Consider the following 23,822-nt stretch of genomic DNA (forward strand, 5'->3'; position numbering starts at 1 on the left):
CCCCGCGTTGGTCCTTAAAGAGCCAACCCGAGGGGCTATGCAATCCCAATTGCAATCAAGCTCTCAGGCAGAGCCGCCTACAGCTTGGTGCCGCACTCTGGGCAGAAGTGGTTGGTTGTGACATTTTTTGTGCCGCAACTGGCGCAATAGATCAGTTCTGTCGCCCGCTCTAGTTTTTTCAACTCTGGCAAACCGAGCATTTGTGAATTGTTCTTGCCAGGAGCCACCATGGGGTAGCAGTTTTGGTTTCTCACCACCCGGAAGTCAGCCAGCATCGGGCCATTATGGGCCAGGATTTCGGCCACTGCATCCTTCAGTTCATCGCGGTAACGCACGACGATTCCTTTGATGCCATAGGCTTCTCCCAACTTGATCAAGTCAGGCATCCCCACTTCCATGTTGGACTGTGAGTAGCGCTCTTGGTAGAAGGTTTCCTGCCACTGGCGGACCATGCCCTGCCAGCCGTTGTTAATGACAGCTGTCTTCACGTGGATACCGTACTGCACTAGCGTTCCCAGCTCTTGCAGGTTCATCTGAAAGCTAGCGTCGCCGCTGATGCAAACGACCTGCTCATCTGGCAGAGCCACCTTCGCCCCCATAGCTGAGGGCAGGCCGAAGCCCATCGTGCCCAAGCCGGCACTCGAGATCCAATGACGCGGCCCGTTCTTAAGAAACTGAGCCGACCACATCTGGTGCTGACCCACATCAGTGGTGTAGTAGGCCTCAGGAGCCTGCCGGGCAAACTCGACAATGACCTCTTGAGGCGAGAGGGCGCCTTCGGGTTGGGGCACAACTAGGGGATAGTCCTGCTTCCAACGCTCAATTCGCTCTAACCAGGCACTGGTCTTGCCATCAGCTTCAATACCTTGAGATTGCAGATGGCGCAGCAATTCTGCGAGCACTTGCTTGACGTCGCCCACAATTGGCACCTGCGGTCCCCGATTCTTGCCCACCTCAGCCGGGTCAATATCGATATGGATCACCTTGGCGTGGGGGGCGAACTCATTGAGTTTGCCGGTCACCCGGTCGTCAAAGCGAGCCCCAACCGCAACGAGTAGATCACACTCTTGCACGGCAAAGTTGGCATAGGCGGTACCATGCATGCCCAACATGCCCACCGCTAAGGAATGGTTCTCGTCAAAGCAGCCTTTACCCATCAAGGTCGTAGTAACGGGCATCTGAAGACGCTCAGCAAGCTGCTTGACCTCGGCATGCGCACCTGCCATCACCGCACCGCCACCCGCATATAGCAGAGGTCGATGGCTCTCTTGCAGCAACTTCAGCGCTTGTGAGACCTGACGAGGATTGCCTTTAACTGTGGGACGATAGCCTGGGATGTTGATTTGACCCGGTTCCACGGGCTCATAATCAAATTCTTCGACCCCCACATCCTTAGGGATGTCGACTAAGACCGGACCCGGTCGCCCTGTGGCAGCAATGTGGAAAGCTTCGGCGATGATTCGGGCCATATCGCGAGGATCGCGCACCACATAAGAGTGCTTCACGATAGGCAGTGTGATGCCGTAGATGTCAGTTTCCTGAAAAGCGTCAGTGCCAATGGCATTACGCGGCACCTGACCTGTAATCACCACGATCGGAATTGAGTCCATCTGAGCCGTGGCAATGCCAGTCACCAAGTTGGTCGCCCCTGGACCAGAGGTAGCCACACAGACACCAACCTGCCCAGTGGCACGCGCATAGCCATCAGCGGCATGGGCCGCACCTTGTTCATGCCGCACTAGAAGGTGCTGCAAATCGCCCCGTGCTTCCGCTCGGTAAATTTCGTCGTAAATCGGCAGAATCGCGCCGCCGGGGTAGCCAAATACGTGTTTGACTCCATGTCGTTTGAGACTGTCTACCAGAGCGAAAGCGCCAGTTGCTCGCACAGAAACCTCTCAGGATTCAATTCAGAAAAGCCTTCGAATAGCTCTTAATCATATCCCCGACCCTGATCCCTGTCGAGAACTGGTATCTCAGGCTACTAACAACTAAACGGCCAGGATGCACAAGTGCCGCTTAGGCCAGGAAAAAGTAACAAAACTTTATTGAGCCAGGGCAATTCGACGACTTGATTAGCTGACGATTGGACAATTGATGTTAGTGAACAGCTGCTCCAGCCACTGCACGAGTCTTCTTGCAGAAAAGGATGGCAATGCCGCTCAGCAACAGCGCAATCGCAATGAAATAGAAGCAGTCATTGTAGGCCATCACATAAGCCTCGCGGCGCACCGTATTGCTAAGAGCTGCTGAGCTGTACTGAGATCGGCTCCCCGGCTGACAAAAGCCTGGGTGAGCTGCTCTAAGCGCTGCTGGGTTTCGAAACTAGAGCGCTTTACACCACCCAATGCCCAGCATAATAAAAGGAGCTTTACCCAGCGCTGCCTACCCATGACTGCCCTGCCCAACTCTCTAGATGAAGCGGTTGACCACGCCGTTGAGGCGACCCGTGCTGCTCTCGCTGCGGGCTACAGCCGACTTCAGATTGAGCTGCGCTTCCCTGAGCTGAATTCGATGCCTCTAGCGCGCAACTTCACCCGCGCCTTCAGTGACCTGACTCGCGAGGATGGGTCGCCTGGTCTAAAGGTGCTATTCGCTGATGCGGGTGCAGCGGCCCTAGCCCGACGCGATTGGGAAGGCGAAGGGTTTGAGATGCGCGGGATTAATGAAGGCCGAACCAAGATCGAGCCAGAGGATCGGGCGGTGCTAGTGGTTGCACCTACCTCTGTGGAGCTGAACACAGCAGAAAAACACGCAGTTGAGGCGGGTGAACGGCCCTTTGTGCTGTTTAATCCACAGCTAGAGGACATCGGTAGGATTGGCATTGGCTATGCAGGCCGCCAAGTTCGCGAGCGCTTTCTCAACACTTTCGAGCCCTGCTACTTTGTGCAACCTCTAGATGAGGATGTAGCCCTGCTGCGCTGTTATCCTGCCCCCTGGCAGGTGTGGCAACGTCAAGGCGAGGAGTTTCAACTGGTTGCAGAACAGCCCCTCAAACCCAACACCGACGATCTGAATCGCATTTTTCAGGCAGAAACTGGTGGCAGACGCAGTGAAGGCCTATTGGCGAGTATGAGCCGCTTCCTCAGAGCCTTGAGCCAATAAAGGCAACAGGGGCGGCTCAAGCAGAGGCAACCAGGCCGAGAAGGTACTGCCCACCCCGGGGGCCGAAGCTACCGACACGGTACCACCATGCAGCTCGGCTAGACGCCGAGTTAGCGCTAGCCCCAGACCTGTACCCTCGTAATGCCGGTCGATGGCTCCATTCACCTGTTGAAAACTCTGGAACAGCAGATGTTGCTTGTCTGGAGGAACGCCAATGCCGGTGTCGCTGACGGACAACACAAGAAAACGCTCCTCGCCACTGGGCTCAGCCACAATTTCTGAACTCAAGTTAGGTCTAGGTAGAGCCTGAGCAATGGACTCTGGGCAGGTGGACCAACCAGCACGCAAGACAATACGGCCGCCTTCAGGGGTGAACTTCACCGCGTTGGACAAGTAATTCAGCAAGATTTGCACCACTCGTTGCCGGTCTATTACCACCTGCTCCCTGCTCTCTGGCAGTTCTAAGTGGAGGTGCTGGCCCTTCTCAACAACCCGCACCTCGATCATCTGAATGACATCGTGGCAGAGGCTTTCTAAGTCCACGACTTCCAAGTTCAAGGCCATCTTGCCAGCTTCAATCTTGGCCAGATCTAAGAGGTCGTTAATCAAATCAAGCAGATGCTCACCGCTGAGGTGAACCAGAGACAGGTATTCCTGCTGCTTCAGACTTAGGGGACCGAAGATTTGCTGGAGCAATACACTGGAGAAACCCAAAATCGAGGTTAGGGGCGTGCGCAGCTCGTGGGACATGGTCGTCAGAAACTCTGACTTCAGCTGCGATACTTCTGCCAGTTGCTCATTCTGCTGTTGCAGTTGCTCCGTGAGGGCTTGCAGCCGTTCTTCATTCTGCTTGCGCTCTGTGATGTCCATGGCAATGCAACCAATCGCTCGAATTCCATTTGCTGCATCACGTAAGGGAAATTTGAGCTTCAAATAAGTGCGCAGTCCCTCAGGTGTGGCAATCTCTGCCTCAAAGGACATGGCTTTCCCCTGAGCTGCAACGGTCTGGTTCTCATGTAAAAAGACAGCAATCTGCTCAGGGCCAAAGACATCCTGCAGCACCTGCCCGACTGGAGCGGCGTAGTGGGAGCCAAACAAGCGTCGCCATTCGGCATTGGATAGCAACATTTGGCCCTCTAAGTCATCCAGGTGAACAAAAGCTGGAACGTGATCCAAAATCGCCTGCATTTGCGCTTGTGAGGCAATCAACTCAGCTGTTTGTCGTTCGACCTGTTGTGCTAGCTGAGCATTGGCCTGCAACAGCTCTTGTTCGGACCGCTTGCGCCAGCTAATATCCTCGATTTGGCCGAGCAGATAGAGGGGTTCGCCCTGCTCAGAACGCACCAGAGAAACCGTGAGGTTGGCCCAGAGAAGACTGCCATCTTTGCGACAGTAACGCTTTTCTAGCTGGTAACTGTTGAGCTCACCGTTGAGCAATTGCTGTACCAGAGTCAAGTCTGAACTCAGATCCTCAGGATGGCTAATGCTTTGGAAATCTCGGCTCAGCAGTTCTGTTTCTGTGTAGCCTAACAAGTTGCAAGACGACTGATTCACTTGCAGAAACTGGCCTTGCGGTGAGGCAACGGCAATCCCCAGGGCTGACTGCTCCACAATCTGGCGCAGGGCTTCCGAATCGCGTAGTTTCTGATGGAGCTGCACTTGCTGGATCGCCATCGCTAACTGTTTTGCCAGACTCAGCAGAAAGGCCTGTGGTCCAGGGGTCCAAGGCCAATTGGGTGTAACCAGGCCTAATACTCCCACCAGGGTTTGATCAAGGAGTAACGGGGCATGTAGCGTTCGAAAGCTTAGGGGGTTGAAGCGTTGACCAGCCTCACATCGGACAGGGAACTGCTGATCGCCCAGCACCTGACTGGCCAGCACCTGATTGGCCAGCACTGTCACAACCTGCCCCCGGCGTAACTGCTCAACTAGTAGAGGCACATCCCAGCTAGACTCCTTTGACGATCGGCTTAGTTTATCGGCCTTGCCAGCCGCTGCGTGGGGTTGAAAGTGGGAGCCATCCTCGCTCAGTAGATCAACCCAAACCCAATGGGCTCCAAGGCTCTCTTGCACAATATGGATGGCCTGCCGCAACAACATATCTAGGTCAGTAATGCCCTGCAGAGCTTGAGCCAAACGGTTTAAGGCTCTTTCTCGCTGAAGCTGCTGACACAAGTGATAGACCGTAGCTAGCCAAGCGAGCAGGAGGAGCCACAAGAGCAATTCAGGCCAGAGCCTACCGACTGTAGTCCAGGAGGACAAAACCACGGTCAAGAACAAGCTAGTTGTTGCTACTGTTGCTGCAAGCACAAGGCTCACAAATAAAGAGAAGGTGAGTGGCCAGAGGCTGACCAAGAGCTTAGATTGGAGCATGAAGAGGCTTGGATATCACGGGAACAGACAGATAAGGCTCCAACTTAGGTATCCCCAGCTCAGTGCTTAGCACTCGATGCCAAGTTCAAAGCCAAGTTCAAAGCCAAGTTCAAAGACTACTGGTGCATTGATTCGTCACGATAGTAGATTTGCAAAATCAATAGTCTGAGCAATAGTCTGAGAGGCCGCCACGCTAACCCTTACACCAGCACTTATGCCAACACCTGAAAGCAAACAAAGGCGTGAGCCTTCTAGCCTGAATCGAGAGATTCTAGGTTTCAGAAGCTGGAATTCAGTCATTAAGCTCAAGGCCACTCCTGAATCTGAAAAACGCACGGAAGCATCGCTAAGGTCGTGGCATAGAATTGCACGTATCTGTACCCACCTTTGACCAAAAGCTAAGGGCCGCCACAGACAAGTGTTATTTCAAATTCTCTTGCGTTCCCTTGCCAACCACCCGTTTAGAGTACCGTTACGCACTGCACTTGTGGTGCCCTTCGTGCTTCAAGTTGTTGCTGCGGTAGGGCTAACTGGCTATTTTTCCCTGCGAAATGGACAGAAGGCAGTTAACCAGGTTGCTATGCAGCTCAGAAATGAGGTCACAGCGCATATTCAGCAACAAATCTCTAATTACATCCAAACGCCTCAACTGGTGGCTCAAATGAATGCGAATGCCATTCATTTCGAGGAGATCAGTCTACAGGATGCCAGCAATTTAGAGCGCCGTTGTTGGCAGCAAATGGCCTTATTTCAGTCTCTACGCCCTATCGCTTTTAGTAATGTCCAAGGGGGTATTCATGCAGTTGATCGGCTCAATGACGGCACACTGGTTATCCGCGTCATTGATGCATCTACTGGCGGCAAGTATCACACCTATAGGACTGATGACCGAGGTAATCGGGCTAGCTTACTAGAGGTTAATCAAACCTTTGATCCTCGCACCCGTCCCTGGTATCGCGCGGCAGCAAGAGCTAGCAAACCAACTTGGAGTGAAGTTTATCCGTATTTTTCCACAGATGCTCTAGCAATCAGCGCCGTGCAACCTTTATATGAAACTAAGACAAAGAAACTGCTTGGCGTTACCAACGCAACGTTATCACTCTCCCAAATTAGCCAGTTTTTGCATACTTTAAAAATTGGTCGTTCTGGACAAACATTTATTGTAGAGCGCTCTGGAAATTTAGTAGCCAGTTCAACAACCGAAAAACTCTTTACATTGAGTTCAGGAAAAGCAAAGAAACAAAGACTGGCAGCAACCCGTAGCCGGGATCGCATCACTCGTCTCACCGCCCAGTATTTGCAAGAACATTTTAGTGATCTGCGCAGAGTTAAGCACAGCCAGCAGCTTGATTTTGAAATCGGCGGCGAACGGCAACTTCTACAGGTGACACCATTTGCAGATGCTTATGGGCTGGATTGGCTCATTGTGGTGATTGTGCCAGAAGCCGACTTCATGGAGCACATTGAGGCTAATACGCGGATCGCGATTTTGCTGTGCTTGGGCGCATTACTCGTGGCTACAGCAATTGGGATGGCCACATCCAACTGGATTGCCCAACCTATTCTACGTCTGAGCTTGGCGTCTAAATCTTTGGCAGAGAAGGCTTTAACAGCAAATTTAGCGAGTGGGCAGCTAGGTCAAAGTGTTGAAGCCAACAATATTATAGAACTTGAGGTTTTGGCTCAGGCTCACAGTCAAATGTCAACCCAACTGCAAGGATCTTTTGCAGCACTAGAAAAGGCCAATGAGGAACTAGAACTACGTGTCGAACAGCGAACTTCTGAGCTAGAGAAACGAACGTTTCAGTTACAACAAGCATTTGACTTTGAGGCGATGCTGAAGCGAATCACTGACAAAGTTCGTGACAGCCTGGATGAAGGTCAGATTTTGCAATCTGCTGTGCAGGAATTAGGGCTTATCCTAAAAGTGGATTCCTGTGACACTGGCAAGTATAACTTTGAGCAAAGCACTTCCACAATTTGCTACGAATACATTACGCCGGGGATGCCCTCGGCTCAGGGCTACGTCTTATTAATGACGAATCTTCCTGAGATCCATCATCAATTGCTAGAAGGTCAACCGGTCCAGTTTTGTAAATTACAATCTCAGGCGCGTTGGGGCCAAAAGACTTTGCTGGCCTGTCCAATTTTCGATGATCAAGGAGTATTGGGAGATCTCTGGTTAAGCCGCTCCAAAGATGCCATTTTTGAGGACTTGGAAATTCGGCTCGTACAGCAAGTCGCTAATCAGTGTGCTATTGCCATTCGTCAAGCGCGACTTTATCAATCTGCTCAAGCACAGGTAGAGGAATTGAGAGAGCTTCACCAGCTTAAAGACGACTTTTTAAGCACTGTATCCCATGAGCTACGCACCCCCATTTCTAATATGAAGCTGGCAATTCATATGCTGAAGTTAGGCCCTGAACCGGTGCGATTTCAGAAATATCTAGACATTCTACAAGCTGAGTGTAATAAAGAAGCTGCATTAATCAATGACTTGCTAGATTTGCAGAAATTGGAAGCAGAGCGTTACTCCATATTCGCGGGAACTATCGTTTTACAGGATTGGATACCCGCGTTGGTTGAGCCGTTTCTATCTCGGGCTCAGAGCCAACAACAAACGCTTCAAGTTGATCTATCGCCTGAGCTACCGCCAATCGTCTCAGACTGCAATAGTTTGAGTCGCCTTCTAGCAGAGCTGCTCAATAATGCTTGCAAATATACGGCTCCGGGCGGTGGCATTCGGTTACAAGTTCACTCGGCCTCGGCCTCAATTGATGCAGATTCAAACACCACGCCTCTTACTATCTTTGCCGTCAGTAATGAAGCTGAGATTTCTGACGCTGAGTTACCGCGTATTTTCGAGAAGTTTTATCGTGTTCCTCAGGGAGACCCGTGGCGACAAGGAGGCACAGGCTTAGGACTGGCATTGGTGCAGAAGCTAGTTGAACAGCTCGGAGGCACTCTTCATGTCAAAAGTCAGGCTGGTTGGACGACATTTACAGTCGCGCTAGCAAACCTGGCAGAATAGAGTGTGAATAGCAAGACCGCGAAGCGATTCGAGAATGGCGCGAGGATGCTAGCGTTTTGACCCAAGCAATGATTCACCTCAATTACTAGCGCAAGTCCCAATTGCTAAAAGGGTAAGCTTGCTAAAAGGGTGAGCAACTTCAGCTCACCCTTGCATCATTCCAATGTTAAGCGCTCAGTTCTCCAAACCAGTTCTCTAGAGATATCTAGATATCAGTTAAGCCCTAAGTGGTTTCTAGGCAGCTCCGTATTGTTTGAACCAAGCTTGCAGACGCCGCCAACCATCTTGAGCCGGTCCACGCCGGTAACTGGGGCGATAGTCAGCATGGAAGCCGTGGGGGGTATCAGGATAGACAATAATCTGTGAGGGATTATTAGTAGTGCGCAAGGCAGAGCGCATTTGCTCCACAGTGTTTAGCGGAATGCCTTCGTCGCTGCCGCCATAGAGACCTAGGACTGGAGCCTTGATTGAGGCAGCGAGATCTACTGGATACTGTGTCTGTAGCTCGTTGGCTTGACCGACCAAGCGTCCATACCAAGCGACTCCCGCCTTCAGCTTGGGGTTATGAGCTGCGTATAGCCAGACAACGCGTCCGCCCCAGCAAAAACCTGTGATGCCTAGCTTATCAGCATTGCCCTTGCCAGAGGCGGCAGCCCAAGCCACCGTCGCATCCAAATCTGACATCACCTGGGCATCTGGCACTTTGGAGACGACCTTGGCAACAATCTCCTGAGCATTGCTCAAGCGCGACACATCACCCTGACGGGCAAATAACTCTGGTGCCACTGCAAGATAACCGAGTTTGGCAAAGCGGCGGCAAACATCCTTGATGTGCTCATGCACGCCGAAGATTTCCTGCACTACCAACACGACCGGAAATGGTCCTCCGGTTGCAGGCATGGCTCGGTAGGCTGGCACTTCGCCATCGCTGACCGGAATTCTGACTTCACCGGCCACTAAGTCCCGCTCATCCGTTCTAACGGTCTGGCTGGAAATGGGTTGAACAGCCAGGGCAAAGCCTGTCGCCAGCCCCGCCATAATAAAGGCTCTGCGCCTGAAGGCAGGCTGCAACAATGGGTTCCTGTCTTTTTCCTGCATCTCGCTAGGGCAATCAGCGCCCAAATAACCAACTTTGCAATCCTACTGACTGCGGTCGGGTTTTGGCAGTGGTTCGGTTTTGGCCTTGTTCAAGGCTTGGCCCGTTCGTACTGCGACGGCCAGGACCCCGCTTGCTTTAGTTCTAGGGAAGCCCGCAACGGCCAGTAGGGATCGCGCAGCAACTCACGGGCGAGCATCACCAAGTCGGCCTGCCCAGTGCGAATAATGTGGTCAGCCTGCTGAGGCGAGGTAATCATGCCCACAGCAGCAGTCAAAATTCCTGTAGCTTTGAGCCGCTCCGCAAACGGAGTTTGGTAACCAGGACCAGCCGGGATTGAGGCTTTCGGGACCAGGCCACCGGAGGAGCAATCGATCAAATCAACACCGAGGGGTTGGAGCTGGCTGGCCAATTCGACGGATTGCTCAAGATCCCAGCCTCCCTCTACCCAATCTGTAACCGAGAAACGGACGAAGAGTGGGTAGCGCTCCGGCCAATGCTGCCGAACAGCTTGGACCACTTCTCGGAGCATGCGAGTGCGATTGGCAAAAGAGCCCCCGTACTCGTCCTGGCGCTGATTACTCAAGGGAGACAGAAATTCGTGGAGCAAATAGCCGTGGGCGGCATGGATTTCGATCACCTTAAAACCTGCGGCTAAAGACCGACGCGCCGCCTCAGCAAAGGCTTGAATCACTGCCTGAATTCCGGCTGCATCCAAGGCTTCAGGCACTGGATCACCTTCCGCAAAGGCCAAGGCAGAGGGGGCCACAAGCGGACGCCAGCCGCCCTCGCTTTCCGGTACAGCTCCTCGCCCCTGCCAAGGGCGGTATGTACTAGCCTTGCGACCAGCATGAGCCAATTGAATACCAGCGACAGCCCCGTATTCATGGATAAAGGTAACGGTCTGAGCCAACGCCTCAATGTGCTCATCTTGCCAAATGCCCAAATCCTGAGGGCTGATCCGACCGTGGGCCTGCACCGCAGCCGCCTCAGTAATCACTAAGCCAGCTCCACCGACAGCGCGGCTACCCAGATGCACCAAATGCCAGTTATTGGCATATCCATCCACGCTGGAATATTGACACATTGGCGAAACGGCAATGCGGTTTCGTAAGTTGACCTCACGAATTTGCAAAGGCTCAAACAGGTGCATGAAATCTTTAACTCCAAGGCAAAGAGATTAGAGGCTAAAAATCAGAAACCAAAACCAGTAAATCCGCCATCAACGGCAACACACTGCCCTGTAATAAATGCGGCTCCAGGCATGCACAAAAAGGCGACCAAGCTCGCAACTTCCTCGGGTTCACCAACTCGCCCCAAGGGAGTTCGCGCTAGCACTGAAGATAGAAACTCTGGATTCTTCAAGACAGTCTCGGCTAGCGGGGTTCGGATATACCAAGGAGCAACCGCGTTCACTCGAATTTGATCGGCTGCCCACTCAACCGATAAGTAACGAGTCAATTGGGTCAGGGCAGCTTTGGTCATCGCATAAGGAGCCCCTGTCCGTACAGCGGTTAATCCAGCAACTGAACCAATATTGACGATGCTGCCATTGCCACTACTTTTGAGAAAGGGATGGGCCAATCGACAGAATTCAAATGCAGAAACCAAATTGGTCTGCAATAGAAACTCGTATTCACTCTCGCTATATTCCAATGTTTTTTTACGGATATTAGTTCCTGCATTGTTGATCAAGATGTCCAGGGTTGAAAACGCCTCACTGACCTGGGCAAAAATTCTCTGACGATCTTCTGGTTGGGTAATGTCTGCAGAAACGCCCTGCGCTTGCCAGCCCTGCTGTTGCCAGGTGGTCAGGCATTGCTGAATGTTTTCTGCATTGCGCGCCACAATCATGACTTCTGCACCCAGGGCTAAAAGTTCTTCAGCTATCGCCAGACCAATGCCTTTCGTCGCTCCTGTAATCAGTGCCTTCTTGCCAGCCAATGTCCACCGCGCAGCCATTGCTTAGTCCCTCTATATCCAGTGTGTCCCGATTCAATGTTCCAGACTTAAGTGTGCCAGGCTTCCCATCACCGAAGCCCGATCAATAAATTCAAGCCTGAAATCAAATTTTCAGGCTAGAGGAACGTCCGCACTCGCATGCGAAACAGGCGCAATGTTTCTTTCTGTCCCAGGGTTTTGCTCTGCTCAATCAGCTCAAGAATTTCTGCAATAGGTAGAAAGGGAAAGGCAAGGCTCTGATTGCAGAGATCATACTCAGAACCCACCAGTTGATAAACCTGCAAACTCTGTTTTTCGTACCGCCAAAATTCAGGCACACGCAAAGCACTATAGATCTCAAACTTACCTAAAGCACGCCGTGTGTAATTGATTTCAATGGCTAAATCTGGTGGGGATACTGTTGCTAGATCAATAGCTTTATTGGCTCTATTTTTGATGCTGACTCTTCTTCCCAGATAGAAACAGGCATCGGGCTCAATCGCCAAGTTCAATTCCCGGTGCTTAAGTAAGGGCGAACCTAAGGCACTAACTTCTAACTGCGATTCATCCCCTAACACTTCAATGAATTTTTCGAGTAACCCTCTTGGCTCCTCGTGCTCCTCGTAGGGCACCATGAGTTCCAACATCTCTTGCTGATAGGCAATGCGGCTATCCCGGCTCTCCCCCATCTCACGCATCAGGGTCTCAAAGGTTTGCCAGCTCACTCCCTTCAAGATCACCCTCGACTCAGCCGAGTTTCGGTATTGCGTAGAAATGTCCACCGGCTGCCTATCCATCACTCAGTTCCTCAACTAGCTGGCTTAGACCCCATTATCTCTAGCTATGGTTTCGACCCATTGAGCTGTATCAAAGGTTTTTTACAAGTTTTTTTATTCACTGTTCCAAGTCGCGTTCCACTAGCCATAGCCAGTGAGATTAGCGCAAGCAAAGCATTAGTACCTCTAACTGTGCTCCAACCAGTCAAAAATCTGGTCAAGCTGCTCTATCGAGACCAAACCGTACTGCCAAAGAATCATTGGTAGAGGCCCGGAGTTCTGCGCCTGAAGACGTAGGGCCATATTGACATCTGGGGATGAAATCGCCAGATCTTCTTGCAAGAAGCTAACTAGACTGGTTGCGCTACGGTTTGAGCCCATATCTCCTCCAAGCCTTGATGAATGCAGTTTGAGCCAGCTGGTGGCACCCCAGACTGTTTTAGGTAAAACAATCTTACATTCAACAGTACCACAAGTTTGTTCGAATACAAATATTCCGCAACGAATCAGTCGCGTCCCGTTCCTCTAGGCGCTTGAGGACTCCCGTCAGCAGCATGAGTAAGCGGCACGAGTGACCGGTACCGGGAAGTGGCAGGGGATTCAGTGGCACGTTGGTTGCAGCCGACCCAGTATTCTCAGCTCAATTTTCTAGCCTTAAGCCTGAATGATGTTTGAGAAGCTAGTATGCAGTCAATAATTAGCCAGTAACAAGCCCAGTAACAAGGCCCTAGAAATCTAGAGCCTTGTGCAGTAGCTGTTCAAGGTTTATGTAACTCTAAGACCGTTGATTTCATTGTGCGTAAGCAAAAGCAACTTGAACTTTAGACAAAGATAAAATCGCGATTGAAGCTTACGTTAGTTGAGTCTTGAACCACACCAATCAAGTCATTACCGCAGTAAATAGCTGTATCTTGATTGCCATTGCCGAACCAATCGCCGTAACCAAAGGAGTAGCTATCAGAACTTCCCCAAGCTTGAATGTAATCCGAGGTGTAATCCCAGTCCGTAATTAGAGCGTAGGAATAATCATTGCCCCCGCTTAAACCACCGAGGTAACACACGCCTGTAGAATCGCCCAATACGAAGGTGTCAGAGCCCTCGCCACCGGTCAGTGTGTCCATTTCCCAGTTATAATCGTAGGAGTAGCCTCGAATAACATCGTTACCACTGCCACCATCCAAGCTATCATTGCCCAGATCGCCATTCAGGCTATCGTTGCCAGACCAACCATATAAGGTATCGTTGTCAGCGCCACCATATAGAGTGTCGTTACCTGCATCTCCCCAAATCGTATCGTTACCTCCATTAGCATAAGCGACCAAATCTTCAGAGCTCAGCCAGTTGTAGGAATCGCTGCCTTCGGTACCATAATAAAACTGAGTCATTTGCCTGCTCCTTTATTGTTTAAAGTTCGGGTCGCTTGTGCGATGACTTAAACATAAAGGAAGGCATTAAGAGAAGCACTAATACTTTATGCCAAACCCTTTGCAATATCCGGCTTGCTTAACTGTCAGATTGCGCTAGCTGGATTGCCGAAAACTGCACTTAAGGGGCAACAATAAGCCTCACAAGTAGCTAGCAGCACAACAATAGTAAAAGGCAGGCCTTCCGTTATGAGTGCTCTCAACCCTCCTCTGCGCGTTGCAGTCATTGGTGCAGGCAACTGTAGCCCGGAGTTGGCTACAGTTGCCTACGAAGTTGGTCAAAGAATTGCCCAACAGGGTTGGCATTTGGTTTGCGGCGGACGGGGTGGCGTGATGGCTGCCGCTTGCGAAGGAGCTCAGCAAGCAGGGGGTTATACGCTTGGCATTTTGCCAGACAACGACCCCAGGTCAGGCAACCCCTATCTGAGCACAGCCATTGCTACTGGTTTGGGCGAAGGGCGCAATCTTCTGGTAGTCATGAATGCCGATGGTGTTCTAGCAATTGGCGGCGCGGCGGGCACCCTGAGTGAAATTGCCTACACCCTCTACTACCGCAAACCGTTGGTACTATTGCATAGTTGGCACTTGCAGCCTCCTGATGCCCCGCTTGATCCTATGCCCAGCGTTGTTCAGAGCCCACAAGCAGCAATTGAACGCCTCGCTAAACTCTTAAGTTCTGTCTCTTAGGATCCTATCTGGCTAACCCCAAAGGTGAAGAGATTCCAAAAAGCTTGCGGTAGCGAAGGCAGGCACCATTAGGGTTAAGGGTGCTCCAGTTAATCAATCATCTTGCACCTGCACAGGACGGAGGCAGCATGGCCGAGTACCAGGTTCACCTAATCAACGAAGACGAAGGCCTCGACGAAATTATTGAGGTTGATGAAGACGAGTACATCCTGGATGCGGCTGCCGCTGCTGGCATCACCCTCCCCTTCAGTTGCCGAGCTGGCACCTGCTCCACCTGTACAGCTCGCGTTCTAGAAGGCGAGGTCGATGACTCCGACGGCAACCCCGCTATGTTCTTCAACAGCGACCAGCGAGCTGCTGGTTACCGCTTGATCTGCATCGGCTACGCTCGCGGCGACTGCAAGATTCTCACCCATCAAGAATCAACTGTGATGCGCCGGTAGCACGCCAAGCTCAAGCGGGTTACAATAGGTTCAGCTCCTTCTGAGGCGTTGGTGACTGCCAATAACGTTTTATGATCTATGCTCGACAAAACGGGAGCTAAGAGCCTATGGCGGCAGTAGACCGGGCTTGCCTTGTGCAAGATTTCCCGGAAACTTTAAGCCAGTTCGGACGTGGCACCCACCTGGTTTAGGCCAGGTCAAAAACTGAGGTAAGACGGCGCTCCCGGAAGGATGCTATTTTTTGTTAAAAGTTCCCCTGAACCATCAGGGGAATTTTTTATGGAACTCTGTCCCTATGCCCAAATCCTCTTCTCGTGTGCGGTTCCCCGCTTCCTATTTGGGGCAACTCACTCAATTGCTGCAATTGCTGAGCGACGAAACTCGCTTGAGCCTAGTGTTGTGGTTGGCACAGGGAGAATCTAGCGTCAGTGAGCTTTGTGCTGAGCTCAAACTGCCTCAAAGCACCGTCAGCCATCATCTAGGTTTATTGCGTTTGGCTGGTTTAGTGCAGAGCCGTCGGCAGGGACGGCAGGTCTACTATCACATCAACCAAGTGCTATGGCGACGCATGGCCTCCAGTTTTTTCGATCACTTACCTGAAGGTGAAGTTCGCCGTTTGACACTTGACCGTTTTGTGATTCAGGAGTTGCCCTAGCCGTTGCGAGGCAAGAGCACGTATTAGGGTTAAAACTCAAATTTTCTGCATGCTTCTAGCAGTAGATCTCAAGCGGCAAAATTCATCGTTAATGCGAAGAATGTTTAAGGCTTAAAATGTGGGCCGCCTCAGCCAAAGATGGAACAGAATAGGTGTCATTTCTCTACCAAAAGTTCTTCCGAAACCCGAAAAAATCAATAAAAATTTGGATACTAAAGTTGCATTTTGCAATTACATTCTGCTGAGGACTTTTTTTACCTTTTCAACTCAGTTTCAAGGTTTGTATCAGAAAATCTGTATCAGAAGACTCGACAAGCTAACCAGAGTGAACCTATAGACCGCACCGGGACTGAAGCGCTAACCTAGTCAGGCCAGTTCCCACCCTCCCAACGGTTCATGCAAACCCTTCCTACGCTTGATGCTGCTGACCTTCAGGCTTTGCCAGCTGCCGATCTTGATTTCAAGCTGCCAGACCCCGAAGACCCGCAAATCTCTGAGGCCGACTTCCAGCAGCAACTCGACACAGCCTGGAAAGTTTGTGACCGCTTCGACTTGCAAACCGATATCTGGCGAGGACGGATTCTGCGAGCTGTCCGGGACCGTGAAAAAGCCCAGGGCAATCAGCGCGGTGCTGGCTTTCTCAACTGGCTCAAAGATCACGAGATCACCAAAAGCCAAGCCTATAACTTGATTGAACTGGCCAACAGCGCCGACACACTGCTGGATGAGGGCCATCTAAGCGCGGACGACATTCACCATTTCAGCAAACGTGCCTTTGTCGCCACCGCCCAAGCGGCTCCAGAAGTTCAGCAGTTAGTCAGTGATGCGGCCAGCCGAGGCCAGCGCATCACCCGTACCCAGGTCCGGCAGCTTGCCGATGAGTGGACGGCTATGACCTCAGATGTTCTGCCAGAAGAAGTGCGCACCAAAGCTGCCAACAGCGAAATCCCTACCCGTTACCTGGCGAACACTGCCCGTGAACTGGAAAAACTCCCTGTGCAACAGCGGGAAGCCTTGCAGGCAGAAATTGCTCACAGTCCAGAAATCGATACGCTCAAGCAGGTGGCATCAGAAGCCCGTTATCTAGCTCGCTATCTCGAAGCGGCGGGTCAGGTGCAAGCGCTCACCCAGGCTCCAAACCTGGATTTAGAACGGGCGCTCGAAGAAGCTATGCGCTTGGGCCACCTGAATTTAGCTGCCGACTTGGTCAACCAAGCAGCTCAGCTGGAGCAGACCCTCTCCCGCCTCTATACAACCTGGAAGCGGGTTGGCAGCCTCACAGAGAAGCTTTACCTTGAAAGCGGTGCCAGCACGCCAAATCTACGCAACCTCATCCGTACCCTAGAGCCTCTAGCCAGCCAATGCCTGAACCTCACGCTTGCAGAAACTGTCGTGAGTCTCCAAATCGAAGAAAGGACCCCTCTAGCAGAGGAGCCCCTTGGCGAGCCACCAACCGACTTTTAGAAGCAACCTAGCTATCTTGCATTAGGGAGAGGGCGTGGTTTAGCCGGCGCCTAGCGGCGCTGGTACTTTCTAGATACACGGCGGCAATTCGGTCCATTGGCCACACCGCTGAGCACTGCTCATAAGATTGCAAGCGCTCATCGAACCATTGGGCCTGAATCACAACAAAGTCTGTCTCTACACAGGTCAAGAGCGCAGACTCATAACCCATGTCTGAGGAGTCATAAATGCCAACAACTCGTTGCTCTTCACAGAGTTGCTTAAGGTAATCCACCATCAACATGTTTGCAGTCCGCCTTGAGAAGTGTTGAAGTTTGGCCGAGCTGCTGAATGCCAAGCTCTAAACCTATTGTCAAACTATCAAGCGGTTGAGAAGAGCTACGCCTGTAGAACTACCGATTTTAGTAGCAGGTTTTTTAAGGCGGCAATGAAATTGAGTAAATACGCCTTGACATAGACTTTATTAAGCGCTGTACGCTTTACTGTGTAAGACTTTCAGCCCAACCCAAAGTTGAAATTTTCTTCAGCCGACCTGAGCAAATTCACTCACAGCAATTCTGCTGATTTTGAGTCGCTTTCAAAGCACAAGTGGTAGCGATATAACGCAACCGGTCGATTGGCGGCTTTGAAGTAATCTGGGTCCTGCGGAGACAGGTAAACTGCGGTTATCTGATCAGCATTGAGCAGAGGTTCACCATTTGGTTCAATTTGTTGAATGTAGTCAGTTGTCGTTTCTACACGGTTGAACCGCACTGAACCGGCCCCCCGAAAGACCTGTTCAAATACCTCGCTGGTAATGTAACGCTCAGGAGACGGGGTTTCAGTTGCCCGCTGCGTGACGATAGAGACTAGCTGACGGTTGCCTCGCAGCAAAGTGACTTGACGGTTAGGGTCAGCAGGATCAGCCTTGACGTTTTGGACAGCGTTGCCCAGGTAAGCCTTAGCGAGATTGCGACCATTGAAGGTTCGGTCGGCAACGATACGACCGGGCTTGCCGTTAAAACGAGCCTGAAAATGGACCGGTTGGTTCAGCAAGGAACGATTGCCCTCAAAACCAGGCGTGGTAATCTCTGGAGCTAGAGGGGCCACGAGATCAACTAACTTCGTGCTCACCTGCCAAGTCCCCTGGAACCAGTCTGGATAAATTAGATCCCCCTGGGCTCTCTGAGTGCGTGGGCTGCCCCAATCTGGAAACTGTGCCATGCGCTCAGCCAGAGGTCCTGCTTGCATTGGCACACATAGCAGAACCCAGAGCAGCAAGCTCCAGCACCAGAGGCTCATCACACAGCTACAGAGGGTGCGGGTTGCCAAGTCTCACCATGTTTCTGGCGTAGTGCTTCCCAAGCTTCCACTTGACCGGGTTCGTACTCGCCCGGTTTGCCCCACTGTAGAAAGATGCTCAAGCCAGCTTCACCCGCTTTATCTAACAGGCGAATGGCATAGGTCGTGAAATTGCCCCGCTTGGCTTCGCCAGTTTCAAACTTCACCTGAGTCACGTCGTCCATGTTGAGGTGAAACTCAAACACCTCACTATGCATATTGGCGTAACGACCTTTAGGCAGCTCTGCATAAAACAGCTTTTGGATCTTCCCTCGGGCCTCCAAAACAGCTGTGCCATTGGTGACGATCAAACGCACAGTTCCTAGCGCATCACATTCTTCCAGAAACTCGCGAAGGGTTGCGCTCATAACTCCACGAAATCAGCATTTCTACAGTTTTTCATAGTGACATACTTTCCAACTCAGACTGTAGACGCTGCACGGCTCAAGGCTGAGGCAAACGTCGGCCGCCGCTAGTCAACCCCTGCTAGACCAACCTCTGCTAGACTAGGGCCAGCCTAACGCAGGCTCCTTTGTCCTCGTGGCTCAGTGGATAGAGCAGCCGCCTCCTAAGCGGCAGGTCGCGCGTTCAAATCGCGCCGGGGACGCTTTTTTGACTCAACAACATACAACCCAATACTCATTCAAGCCCAGCGCAGGAGCGCTGGGCTTGAATGTTTTCCAGCCAGGCTATTTTTCAGTCAGACTTTGACTTGCTTCTTCCGGATGTAGTCACCCTAGTCAGAAGGAAGGAATGGTAGATGCACCCTGATTTCACCCCCAGCCCCTTTCGAGGGATTGGGGGCGTTTCATTTGGAGGCTTAGCAGCTACTAGTGACCCAGCCAAAGACAATGGAGCGCTTCTCCTGATCTGGACCGTAGTGGATTTGGTAAGCGACTTCGGTCTGTCCCTGAGGTTTAGAACGCTCCAGATGCTTACGCACCCACTCGACTGGCCAGGGTGAGGGCAGCCAGTGCAGTGTCTCCACCCCAAACTTTGGAATCACAGCAACTTGAGCGGTGAGCGTTGCAAAGGTCGACAGAGGAGCATCGGGTGGCAATTCCACCGCTCGCCCTGAATTGGAAAGAATACGTAGACAGCTGATGAGTTCGGCAACCGTTAGGCTATGTTTACCCAATCTGAACTCCTCCCTGGGTGAATGTGGGAGCTCCCAGGAATGGCAATTGGGTGGATGGTGTCAGTCAATGGTCAGGGCGGGAAGGGGGGTCAGACCACTGGGGTCAAGTGGCATCATGTGATCACTCGCTCAACTCAGCCAGCTCAACTCAAAATCCAACTCAGATCAACAGGTTGCTATGTCTACTCCTGTTCAAGGAAGCCGCCTTCTGACGCCACAGTTACTGACGCCAGAGCGATTTGCGCCCTATGGTGATGTCATTCTGCCTGCCGAGGACGGCGATGTTTATAAGCCAGGCAAAGACGCAGACCTCGATCTCTCTCAGGGCAGGCCTCGGTTCTACATCATGACGCTACACAGCCGAGGTCTGAGCTTTGACCGGATCACCCGCCATCGTCAAACGACCCAATGCCTGGGCAGCCTGGAAGGGAAAGTCTGGTATTTGGCTGTAGCCGAGCCTAAAGATCTCGAAGACCCGGAAGCAGTACCCGACCTTGAAACACTACAGGCCTTTTATATTCCAGGCGACCGGGCTCTCAAGCTGCACCGAGGCACCTGGCATGCAGGCCCTTACTTCAAGGAGGAAAGCGTGAGCTTCTATAACCTTGAGCTGGCAGATACCAACGCGACAGACCACCAGACCTGTGTCCTGTCCTCACGCTTTGGCCTCAGTTTTGAGATGGCCGCCTTTGCTGGCTAACTATGCGCTTAGTTAGAGCGCAGGCTAGGCAACCGCAGCAAACAGGTTTGTGTACTCCTGGCGAGGAGCATCAGCCCGAGCTACCACCTCCACTATCTTGTTGCGAGCGGACTCCTGCAACAGAGCCTCCACACAGACCTGGGCCACCGTATCTCGAGGAATTGAGCCTTCAAATAGTGTGTCGGCCCCCTGCATCACAACCGGATCCGGGGCTGCATCGTTGCGCAGACCGCCAGGACGCACAATTGTGTAGGTGAGGCCGCTCGCTTTGAGATATTCTTCGGCTTTGCCCTTCCAGTGCAAAATTAGCCAGAACAGATTGAGTGGGTGAAAGAAACGGGACACACAAAGCGATGACACCAACACGAATTGACTAATTCCCGCTTGCTTAGCGCAGTCCACCAAATTTTTATTGCCCTCATAATCCACCTTGTAGGGACCTGTCGGATCTAGGCTGGGGCTTGCTCCTGTCGCGCAGAGTAATACCGTGCAGTCAGTGAGGGCAGCCCTCACAGTGGCAGGATCCAGTACGTCGCCTTGCACCAATTCCACCCCCTCGGGCAGGATGCCTTTTGCTTTTTCGACATCGCGTACTAAAGCTCGAGTGGCAATCCCCCGCTTGTGCAGTTCTTGCACGATGCGGCGACCCGTTTGGCCCGTTGCGCCAGCAACCAATGCTTTCATGAGCCTACATTCCTTAATTTTTTGTCATATTGTACGGATATGACCCACGATCCCTCTCTCCCCTCAGTACGACCTCCCACTCGTCCTGCTTTGCGATTGCACAAATCTCTAGCAGTACGGCTGTTTCATGGGCTGAATTTGTTCTCAGTCCTAGTAATGGTCGGCAGTGGTTTGGAGATTTACAACGCCAATCCGGTGTTTGGTGGGCGAAAGGGTTTACCGATGCCCGATTTCTTTGCCATTGGCGGTTGGCTAGCTGGAGGTCGGCACTGGCACTTCTTCGGCATGTGGGTCTTCGCTCTCAACTTGCTTTGGTATGGCATCTACTTGCTAGCCACTGTCCCAATCAGCCGACGCCGCTACTTGGGAAGCCGGGACCTGCGAGCCCTATGGTCAGGTCAGAATCCCAAGCGCAGCGAATATGCTAAACACCGCTTAGTGTTCACCCTGATGGTGCCCGTGTTGCTGCTGGCACTCTATACCGGCTTGGGGATGTACAAGCCCGTTCAGTTTGACTGGATCGTGGCTAGCATCGGCGGTGATTGGCAGGCATTGCGCATTGCCCATTTCCTACCTGTCGTGTTGCTCCTCGGGCTCACAGCCTTACACCTGGTTCAGGTGATTCGAGTGGGTGGCTGGGAGTTGGCGCAGTCGATTTTTGTGGATGCTTACCGAGTACGACCGGGACAAAGCGATGAGTAAGTTCTCACGTCGAGATCTCTTACGATTGCTGCCAGTAGGAGGCATTGGAGCCTTGCTCTCAGGCTGCGGGGCAGGCGGTTTAGAGGAAGTTATTCACGAAGTCTGGGAACCGTTCAACCAGCGCAGCGAGCAACTGCTTTTCAATCCACAAAAGCTAGCACCGGAATTTCCAGAGAGCGCCATTCAGCCGCAGGAGTTATTGGTTAATACCTTCCGCGGCACGCCTCTTATCGATCCGGCCCGCTACCAACTTTCGGTGGCTGGCGCAGTGGCCCAGCCACTGGTCTTGACTCTGGCCGACCTCAAGGCCCTACAGGCTAAGACAATGACAATTCGGCATGTCTGTGTCGAGGGTTGGGCTGCAATCGTGCAGTGGACGGGCGTGCCCTTAAGAGAAATTGCCCGATTGGCTCAACCCCAGCCGGGGGTCCGCTACGTTTATTTTGAGTCAGCAGATGGGTACTACGAGAGCTGGGATCTGCCCTCTGCCCTACATGCCCAGACCCTACTGGCCTACGGCAAGAATGGCAGCGACCTACCTGTTGATAATGGCGCCCCACTCCGCCTAGCCTCGCCGATCAAGCTTGGTTACAAGCAAAGCAAATGGGTTGTTGGCATACGCTTTCTGCGAGACCTACCCGTTACGCAGGGTTATTGGGAGGATCGGGGTTACGAATGGTACGCCGGTCTCTGAGCCAGAGTTTCTGAGCCCAAGTCGGGGCTGCTATTGGGGCTCAAAGTGAGCAGATCTCGCTGATGATTGGCTAGGCAGTTACCGAGCTGTGCTCTGTCAAGCCGCTATAAAGTTGCGGTAAAGAAATAGTGACCTGTAGTAGCAAGCACATCAAAGTTCTCAACTTACGGTTTACAACTGTGGTTGCCTGCTGGTTACTGTCTGTGAGATCAAACCTAGTTTTACAGGTGTGTGAGACAAAACGTGCCATACCAGACAAGTTTCAAGTCAAATCCTGAGAGCATTGAGCTGAGCTCATCTAGCCAATCTCTCAGCACTTACCAGTTAGCAATTCTGTCAGCCCTCTACGAGCCCAAAGACCTGCCGAAGGTGCGTCTCTTGGCCCATGAGTGGGGCTACTCCCAAGAGAAACTGTGCAGCATCTGGCAGAAGCTCCACGCCTAGCTTCAACTAAGATCTGCCTCACCTTAGACTTCTTCAAGTTCGCTCAGCCACGGTGACTATTCGCAAGTTGCCTATCTGCAAGTTTGCCCTCCACAAATTTGTAAGATAGCGGACAGTCTATCGTGGCCGTTCTGATGAGTACATTCCCAACCGAAGCTGGTGGCGACGAGCAGTACCGTGCTCGGATGCAACGCCGCAAGGCAGTTCAAGAAGAGCGTTTAGCCGAGCGGACGCGCGAGAAAGGTTTGATCATTGTTAATACAGGCGACGGCAAAGGCAAGACAACAGCGGCCTTAGGTGTTGTGCTGCGCTCGCTGGGTACCGGCTACCGGGTCGCCATTGTGCAATTTATTAAAGGCGCCTGGGACCCAGGGGAAAAGCGAGCGCTGGAGCACTGGGGTAAGCAGGTTGCTTTTCATGCCCTCGGCGAGGGCTTCACTTGGGAAACCCAGGACCGACAGAGGGACATTGAGAAAACCCAAGCAGCTTGGCAAGTTGCGATGGACTACATTCTGAACCCTGATTATCAGGTCGTGCTGCTCGATGAAGTCAACATCGCCCTCAAGCTAGGCTATCTGGAACTTGAAACTGTACTCGCTGGTCTTAGCCAGAAACCAGAGATGACTCATGTGATTTTGACTGGGAGGGGCGCGCCTGAGGGTCTGATCGAGCAAGCTGACCTCGTCACCGAGATGAAGCTGATCAAGCACCCCTTCCGCAGCCAAGGCATTAAGGCTCAACCTGGTATTGAGTTTTGACAGAAGCCCTTGAATGATTGAAATGATTGACTTGAATGGCTGCGAGCGACTGAAGTTAAGCCAACTACGCGGCTTGTGCCTCGCTCATCGCTTCAGCATCGCAATGGCAGTTATAGGGAGCGTGCTCGGTGTAGATGCCCCGGGCCTGCTCTAAGTGCATCCCCAAATTTTCCATCAGGAAGGTGTGAGTGCTGAAAGACATGGGGTTCTGCAAGGCTGTCACCATTGTGGTGCTCTCTCGCAGTGACGCCTCCCGCCCCCAGTGAGCGTTCAGAGCTTGTTCTGCACGGTGACGACAGTATGGTTGCATGATTGCCCCCTTCGAGTTGGTTGTTTTCATCACGATAGGTATTTAGACTTATCGCCTCTGATTGTGTTGTAGCAATTGCT

At 52.1% G+C, this 23,822-nt stretch carries 26 protein-coding genes, 1 tRNA gene and 1 other RNA gene; 13 read left to right on the forward strand and 15 right to left on the reverse strand.

Features of this window, described 5'->3' with window-relative positions; translation table 11 throughout:
• Positions 1-77: 77 nt before the first annotated feature.
• The gene (ilvB, locus tag H6F94_RS10150) at positions 78-1,886 is read right to left on the reverse strand and encodes a biosynthetic-type acetolactate synthase large subunit (protein WP_190802116.1); all 1,809 of its coding nucleotides are present in this window, start codon (positions 1,884-1,886) and stop codon (positions 78-80) included.
• A 211-nt stretch (positions 1,887-2,097) separates the two neighbouring features.
• Positions 2,098-2,229, reverse strand: a complete 132-nt coding sequence (locus H6F94_RS32905) for a hypothetical protein (RefSeq protein WP_277878036.1) — start codon at positions 2,227-2,229, stop codon at positions 2,098-2,100.
• Between the two features lie 159 nt (positions 2,230-2,388).
• On the opposite strand from H6F94_RS32905, the gene H6F94_RS10160 reads away from it, so the two are divergent.
• Positions 2,389-3,102 (forward strand): DUF1995 family protein, encoded by a 714-nt coding sequence (locus tag H6F94_RS10160; RefSeq protein ID WP_190802117.1) that lies wholly within the window; start codon positions 2,389-2,391, stop codon positions 3,100-3,102.
• Here H6F94_RS10160 and H6F94_RS10165 read toward each other — a convergent pair.
• Entirely contained in the window at positions 3,058-5,421 is a 2,364-nt protein-coding gene (locus tag H6F94_RS10165) for a PAS domain S-box protein (RefSeq protein WP_190802118.1), read from the reverse strand. The two genes, H6F94_RS10160 and H6F94_RS10165, sit on opposite strands and share 45 nt — an antisense overlap.
• A 553-nt stretch (positions 5,422-5,974) precedes the next feature.
• Here H6F94_RS10165 and H6F94_RS10170 point away from each other — a divergent pair.
• Complete coding sequence (locus tag H6F94_RS10170; protein WP_190802119.1) at positions 5,975-8,506, forward strand: sensor histidine kinase; 2,532 nt, start codon at positions 5,975-5,977, stop codon at positions 8,504-8,506.
• Between the two features lie 234 nt (positions 8,507-8,740).
• On the opposite strand, the gene H6F94_RS10175 is transcribed toward H6F94_RS10170, so the two are convergent.
• The 6 genes from H6F94_RS10175 to H6F94_RS10200 all read right to left on the reverse strand — a co-directional run bounded on the left by H6F94_RS10175 (position 8,741) and on the right by H6F94_RS10200 (position 13,704).
• Positions 8,741-9,544: a dienelactone hydrolase family protein gene (locus tag H6F94_RS10175; protein WP_242041089.1), complete on the reverse strand. Its 804-nt coding sequence runs from the start codon at positions 9,542-9,544 to the stop codon at positions 8,741-8,743.
• 149 nt (positions 9,545-9,693) lie between these two features.
• Positions 9,694-10,755: an NADH:flavin oxidoreductase/NADH oxidase gene (locus tag H6F94_RS10180; protein WP_190802121.1), complete on the reverse strand. Its 1,062-nt coding sequence runs from the start codon at positions 10,753-10,755 to the stop codon at positions 9,694-9,696.
• Between the two features lie 41 nt (positions 10,756-10,796).
• Positions 10,797-11,564: an SDR family oxidoreductase gene (locus H6F94_RS10185; RefSeq protein WP_190802122.1), complete on the reverse strand. Its 768-nt coding sequence runs from the start codon at positions 11,562-11,564 to the stop codon at positions 10,797-10,799.
• A 116-nt stretch (positions 11,565-11,680) separates the two neighbouring features.
• Entirely contained in the window at positions 11,681-12,340 is a 660-nt protein-coding gene (locus H6F94_RS10190) for a Uma2 family endonuclease (RefSeq protein ID WP_190802123.1), read from the reverse strand.
• Positions 12,341-12,505: 165 nt separating this feature from the next.
• On the reverse strand, positions 12,506-12,700 hold the full coding sequence (locus H6F94_RS10195) for a DUF2949 domain-containing protein (RefSeq protein WP_190802124.1): 195 nt from the start codon (positions 12,698-12,700) through the stop codon (positions 12,506-12,508).
• A 440-nt stretch (positions 12,701-13,140) separates the two neighbouring features.
• Entirely contained in the window at positions 13,141-13,704 is a 564-nt protein-coding gene (locus H6F94_RS10200) for a calcium-binding protein (RefSeq protein WP_190802125.1), read from the reverse strand.
• A gap of 228 nt (positions 13,705-13,932) precedes the next feature.
• Here H6F94_RS10200 and H6F94_RS10205 point away from each other — a divergent pair, with 228 nt between their 5' ends.
• From H6F94_RS10205 to H6F94_RS10225, 5 genes are all read left to right on the forward strand, one after another.
• A complete protein-coding gene (locus H6F94_RS10205) occupies positions 13,933-14,430 on the forward strand; it encodes a TIGR00725 family protein (protein ID WP_190802126.1) in 498 nt (165 codons plus the stop codon).
• Between the two features lie 128 nt (positions 14,431-14,558).
• Positions 14,559-14,873, forward strand: a complete 315-nt coding sequence (locus tag H6F94_RS10210) for a 2Fe-2S iron-sulfur cluster-binding protein (protein WP_190802127.1) — start codon at positions 14,559-14,561, stop codon at positions 14,871-14,873.
• Between the two features lie 34 nt (positions 14,874-14,907).
• Positions 14,908-15,107: non-coding RNA, 6S RNA (gene ssrS / locus H6F94_RS10215), on the forward strand.
• A 61-nt stretch (positions 15,108-15,168) separates the two neighbouring features.
• Positions 15,169-15,528: an ArsR/SmtB family transcription factor gene (locus H6F94_RS10220; RefSeq protein WP_190802128.1), complete on the forward strand. Its 360-nt coding sequence runs from the start codon at positions 15,169-15,171 to the stop codon at positions 15,526-15,528.
• 396 nt (positions 15,529-15,924) lie between these two features.
• Complete coding sequence (locus H6F94_RS10225; protein WP_190802129.1) at positions 15,925-16,992, forward strand: hypothetical protein; 1,068 nt, start codon at positions 15,925-15,927, stop codon at positions 16,990-16,992.
• A gap of 7 nt (positions 16,993-16,999) precedes the next feature.
• Here the strand turns inward: H6F94_RS10225 and H6F94_RS10230 are convergent, their stop codons facing one another.
• The 3 genes from H6F94_RS10230 to H6F94_RS10240 form a co-directional block, all read right to left on the reverse strand.
• Positions 17,000-17,269: a hypothetical protein gene (locus tag H6F94_RS10230; protein WP_190802130.1), complete on the reverse strand. Its 270-nt coding sequence runs from the start codon at positions 17,267-17,269 to the stop codon at positions 17,000-17,002.
• Positions 17,270-17,538: 269 nt separating this feature from the next.
• Positions 17,539-18,273, reverse strand: coding sequence for a DUF6816 family protein (locus H6F94_RS10235; protein WP_199320327.1), 735 nt, complete (start codon positions 18,271-18,273; stop codon positions 17,539-17,541).
• Complete coding sequence (locus H6F94_RS10240) at positions 18,273-18,680, reverse strand: ChuX/HutX family heme-like substrate-binding protein (RefSeq protein WP_190802131.1); 408 nt, start codon at positions 18,678-18,680, stop codon at positions 18,273-18,275. The genes H6F94_RS10235 and H6F94_RS10240 overlap by 1 nt, the downstream gene beginning before the upstream one ends.
• A 166-nt stretch (positions 18,681-18,846) precedes the next feature.
• Here H6F94_RS10240 and H6F94_RS10245 point away from each other — a divergent pair.
• Positions 18,847-18,919: transfer RNA gene (locus H6F94_RS10245), tRNA-Arg, on the forward strand.
• 213 nt (positions 18,920-19,132) lie between these two features.
• Here H6F94_RS10245 and H6F94_RS10250 read toward each other — a convergent pair.
• Positions 19,133-19,450, reverse strand: coding sequence for a hypothetical protein (locus tag H6F94_RS10250; RefSeq protein WP_190802132.1), 318 nt, complete (start codon positions 19,448-19,450; stop codon positions 19,133-19,135).
• A gap of 178 nt (positions 19,451-19,628) precedes the next feature.
• On the opposite strand from H6F94_RS10250, the gene H6F94_RS10255 reads away from it, so the two are divergent.
• Complete coding sequence (locus H6F94_RS10255) at positions 19,629-20,150, forward strand: ureidoglycolate lyase (protein ID WP_190802133.1); 522 nt, start codon at positions 19,629-19,631, stop codon at positions 20,148-20,150.
• Positions 20,151-20,174: 24 nt separating this feature from the next.
• On the opposite strand, the gene H6F94_RS10260 is transcribed toward H6F94_RS10255, so the two are convergent.
• Positions 20,175-20,834 carry an SDR family oxidoreductase gene (locus tag H6F94_RS10260; protein WP_190802134.1) on the reverse strand — a complete coding sequence of 220 codons (660 nt, stop codon included), beginning with the start codon at positions 20,832-20,834 and terminating at the stop codon, positions 20,175-20,177.
• Positions 20,835-20,873: 39 nt separating this feature from the next.
• Here H6F94_RS10260 and H6F94_RS10265 point away from each other — a divergent pair, with 39 nt between their 5' ends.
• The 4 genes from H6F94_RS10265 (at position 20,874) to cobO (ending at position 23,432) form a co-directional block, all read left to right on the forward strand.
• Positions 20,874-21,536 (forward strand): cytochrome b/b6 domain-containing protein, encoded by a 663-nt coding sequence (locus H6F94_RS10265; RefSeq protein WP_190802135.1) that lies wholly within the window; start codon positions 20,874-20,876, stop codon positions 21,534-21,536.
• A complete protein-coding gene (locus tag H6F94_RS10270) occupies positions 21,529-22,230 on the forward strand; it encodes a molybdopterin-dependent oxidoreductase (protein WP_190802136.1) in 702 nt (233 codons plus the stop codon). Before H6F94_RS10265 ends, H6F94_RS10270 begins: the two co-directional genes overlap by 8 nt.
• A 243-nt stretch (positions 22,231-22,473) precedes the next feature.
• Positions 22,474-22,674: a hypothetical protein gene (locus H6F94_RS10275; RefSeq protein ID WP_190802137.1), complete on the forward strand. Its 201-nt coding sequence runs from the start codon at positions 22,474-22,476 to the stop codon at positions 22,672-22,674.
• 134 nt (positions 22,675-22,808) lie between these two features.
• The gene (gene cobO, locus H6F94_RS10280) at positions 22,809-23,432 is read left to right on the forward strand and encodes a cob(I)yrinic acid a,c-diamide adenosyltransferase (RefSeq protein WP_190802138.1); all 624 of its coding nucleotides are present in this window, start codon (positions 22,809-22,811) and stop codon (positions 23,430-23,432) included.
• A gap of 64 nt (positions 23,433-23,496) precedes the next feature.
• Here the strand turns inward: cobO and H6F94_RS10285 are convergent, their stop codons facing one another.
• Positions 23,497-23,742 carry a hypothetical protein gene (locus H6F94_RS10285; RefSeq protein WP_190802139.1) on the reverse strand — a complete coding sequence of 82 codons (246 nt, stop codon included), beginning with the start codon at positions 23,740-23,742 and terminating at the stop codon, positions 23,497-23,499.
• Positions 23,743-23,822: the final 80 nt, after the last annotated feature.

It is taken from the genome of Leptolyngbya sp. FACHB-261 (genome assembly GCF_014696065.1).
GTDB lineage: Bacteria > Cyanobacteriota > Cyanobacteriia > FACHB-261 > FACHB-261 > FACHB-261.